This is a genomic window from Williamsia sp., assembly GCF_016462415.1.
GTDB lineage: Bacteria > Actinomycetota > Actinomycetes > Mycobacteriales > Mycobacteriaceae > Williamsia_A.
Window position 1 is genome coordinate 1 of record NZ_JAEMTF010000047.1, and the last position, 3,405, is coordinate 3,405.

3 protein-coding genes are annotated in these 3,405 nt (G+C 69.6%); all 3 read right to left on the reverse strand.

The features are described from left to right. The coding region (locus JHC79_RS12875) for an aldo/keto reductase (RefSeq protein ID WP_296391351.1) at positions 1 to 871 on the reverse strand (871 nt) is incomplete at its 3' end. A 19-nt stretch (positions 872 to 890) separates the two neighbouring features. Then, positions 891 to 1,631 carry a response regulator gene (locus tag JHC79_RS12880; RefSeq protein ID WP_296391354.1) on the reverse strand — a complete coding sequence of 247 codons (741 nt, stop codon included), beginning with the start codon at positions 1,629 to 1,631 and terminating at the stop codon, positions 891 to 893. Next, positions 1,628 to 3,229, reverse strand: coding sequence for an ATP-binding protein (locus JHC79_RS12885; RefSeq protein ID WP_296391356.1), 1,602 nt, complete (start codon positions 3,227 to 3,229; stop codon positions 1,628 to 1,630). Before JHC79_RS12885 ends, JHC79_RS12880 begins: the two co-directional genes overlap by 4 nt. Positions 3,230 to 3,405 lie beyond the last annotated feature (176 nt).

The following is a 3,405-nucleotide window of genomic DNA, read 5'->3' on the forward strand; positions in this document are numbered from 1 at the left end:
CGCCGATGTTCATCTCGTCCGGATGAGCCCCCACGCGTTCGCCGTCGTCGAGGCGGGCGATCTCCATCAGGTCGTCGTCGTCGAGTTCGAAATCGAACACGTCGATGTTCTGCGAGATGCGTTCTTCGTGCACCGACTTCGGGATCACGACGAGGTCGTTCTGCAGGTGCCAGCGGATGATGACCTGCGCGATGGACTTCTCGTACTTCTCGGCGATGGCCGCGAGGATCGGGTCGTCGAGCAGGGTGTTGGGCTTCGACGCCCTACCCCACCCGGAATTGCTGGTGCCACCCAAGGGACTCCAGGATTCGATGACGATGTCGTGCTGCGCGGCGAACGAACGCAGGGCCTGCTGCGGCAGGTGCGGGTGCAGCTCGATCTGGTCGACCGCGGGGATGATCTCACCGTCGCCGCGGATCACGTCGAGGTGATGGGGTTCGAAGTTGCACACCCCGATCGTGCGCGCCTTGCCGGACTCGGCGATCTTCTCCATCGCCGCCCACGTCTGCTTCATGCGGTCGCTGTCCTGCAGCGGCCAGTGCACGAGGTACAGGTCGACGTACTCCACGCCGAGTTTGCCCAGGCTGGTGTCGATCGCCGCGAGCGTCGAGTCGTGCCCCTGATCGGCGTTCCACAGCTTGGTGGTCAGGAAGATCTCCTCGCGCGGCACCGACGCGCTCGCGATGCCGCGACCCACCCCTTCCTCGTTGCCGTAGGCGGCCGCGGTGTCGATGTGCCGGTAGCCGGCCTCGTCGATCGCGTGGGCCACGGCCTTCTCGGTCTCGTCGTTCTCCGCCTGCCACACGCCGAGTCCCAGCTGCGGGATGGCGTGTCCGGAGTTCAGGGTCTTGGTCGGTACCGGAGGAGTCATGATGGGAAGGCTATCGAGTTCAGCGCGTTCGCGAGCCGGGTCCGCCGACCTGCCACCGGTAGCGCACCTGCGGGCGACCCGCGCGCCCGTACTCGGTGCTGCGTGCGACGACCCCGTCATCGGCCAGACGTTCGAGGTAGCGCCAGGCGGTCACCCGCGAGACCCCCGCCTGCACCGCGGCCTCGCTCGCGGTGAGTCCGTCGTCGCTGTCGCGCACGCACCGGGCGACGTGTTCGGTGGTCTGACCGGATGCCCCCGCCGGCGCACTGGCCCGGTCGTCGGACCCGCGCAACACCGCCATCGCGCGGTCGACCTCCTGCTGCCCGGCGGCGTCGGTACCCGCGGGCAACGCGTCGCGGTATCCGCGGTACCGCTCGAGCTTGTCGCGGAACGCGGCGAAGGTGAACGGTTTGAGCAGGTACAGCAGCACCCCGTGCGCGACCGCCGCACGCACCACCGACAGATCACGCTCGGAGGTGATGGCGATGATGTCGGGTTCGGGTCGTTGTCCCGACAGCGCCGACGCCAGCTCGATGCCGCTCGCGTCGGGCAGACCGATGTCGAGCAGCACGACGTCGATCGGGTTGTCGTCGGCCACACATGCGGCCACCGTGCGCAGCGCCGCGCGAGCGGTCCCGGCGACACCGGCGACGACGAAGCCGGGGATCCGCTCGACGTACGCCTCGTGGGCCGCGGCGATGAGCGGTTCGTCCTCGACGATGAGCACCCGGATGTCGGGGCGACGGTCCGACGCCGTCACGCGCGCGTCCCGTCGGCGCCCGGTCGCGGCACCGTCACGACGACCACCGAGCCGTAGGTGATCTCGGCGGTGATGGTCCCGCCGTGGCGGTCGACGACCTGCGACACCAACGCCAGGCCGAGCCCACGCCCACCCGACGTCGCGACATCGGCGACCGGTTTCGTGGAGTACCCCCGTCGGCGGGCCCGCGCGAACTCGTCGGGGTCCATGCCGGGCCCGCTGTCGGCCACCCGGATGATCAACCCGGCGTCGTCCTGGCTCACGGTCACCTCCACCCACGGATCCGAGCGGTCGCACGCATCCAGTGCATTGTCGATCAGATTGCCCGCCACCGTGATCAACTCGGCGCTGCTCAGGATCGCGTCGTCGTCGGCCCCGAGCTGGGTGTCCTCGGTGACCGTCAGCTCGACGCCGCGCTCGTTGGCCTGTGCGCCCTTGCCCAGCAGCAACGCGACCAGGGCGGGCTCGCCCACCGCCGCGGTGAGCCGGTCGACGAGGTGCTGCGACAGTTCGAGTTCGGTGGTCGCGAAGGCCACCGCGTCCTGGGGACGTCCCATCTCGACCAGCCCGACCACGGTGTGCAGCCGGTTGGCCGACTCGTGGGCCTGCGACCGCAGCGACTCGGCGAACACCCGCATCGAGTCCAGTTCGCCCAGTGCGCCCTGCAGTTCGGTCCGGTCACGCAACGTCACCACCGCGCTGCGCGACCCGCGCGGACCGTCGATGGCGGTGCGGTTGACCACCAGCACCCGATCGCCGGTCACGTGCACCTCGTCCCGGATGTCGTGGGGATCGGTTCCGTCGGCACCGCCCCGCAGGAACTCGGGCAGCGCCGACCGGTCGACCGGGCCGTCGTCCAGGGTGAGCAGCCGGCGGGCCTCGTCGTTGACCACCACCGCGACCCCGTCGTCGACGACGATGAGTCCCTCGGAGATCGCGTGCAGGACGGCGTCGTGGTGTTCGTACATGACGCGCAGCTCCGCCGGGGCCAGCCCGTGCGTCTGCCGGAGCAGCCGCCGGCGGACCAGCAGGGTCCCGGCCATCGACAGGGCCAGCGCGATGACCGTCACGATGACGATGATCGGGATCTGGCCGCGCCACCGGTCGGCGAGCGTGGCGACGGTGATGCCCGCCGAGACCAGACCGATGATCCGACCGGAGCCGTCACGCACCGGTGACACCGCGCGGATCGACGGGCCCAGGGTGCCGGTGTAGGTCTCGGTGAACGTGCGCCCGGCGAGTGCGGGCGCGATGGTCCCGACGAACGGTTGCCCGATCAACGCCGGGTTCGTGTGGGTGAACCGCGTCCGATCCGGCGCCATGATCGTGATGAAGGCCAGGTCGGCGTCCGACCGCACGCGCTCGGTGACCGGTTGCAGCCGTGCGGGCGCGGTCCCGGATTCGATCGCCTCGGCGGTCGACGGCGAGTCCGCCAACGCCACCGCGATCGCCACCACGCGATCCCGCGCGGCCTGATCACCGTCGCGACGTGCGTCGTAGGCGGCCAGCGACGCCGCGACCGCGATGATGACGACGATCGCGACCGCCTGGATGGCGAACGCCTGACCTGCGAGGGTGCACGGCAACCAGCGGGCCATCGGACCTCCTCTGCACGCGACGACGAGAAAAATGTGAACGTAATGAACGCAACCGTGACGCCAATCACACTGTCAGGTCATGATCTCAAGCAGACACATCGGGCATGCATCGACGCGGCCCGCAGATATCTGGAGGACTCATGACCGCCACCGACGATCGACCCCCGACATCGGAC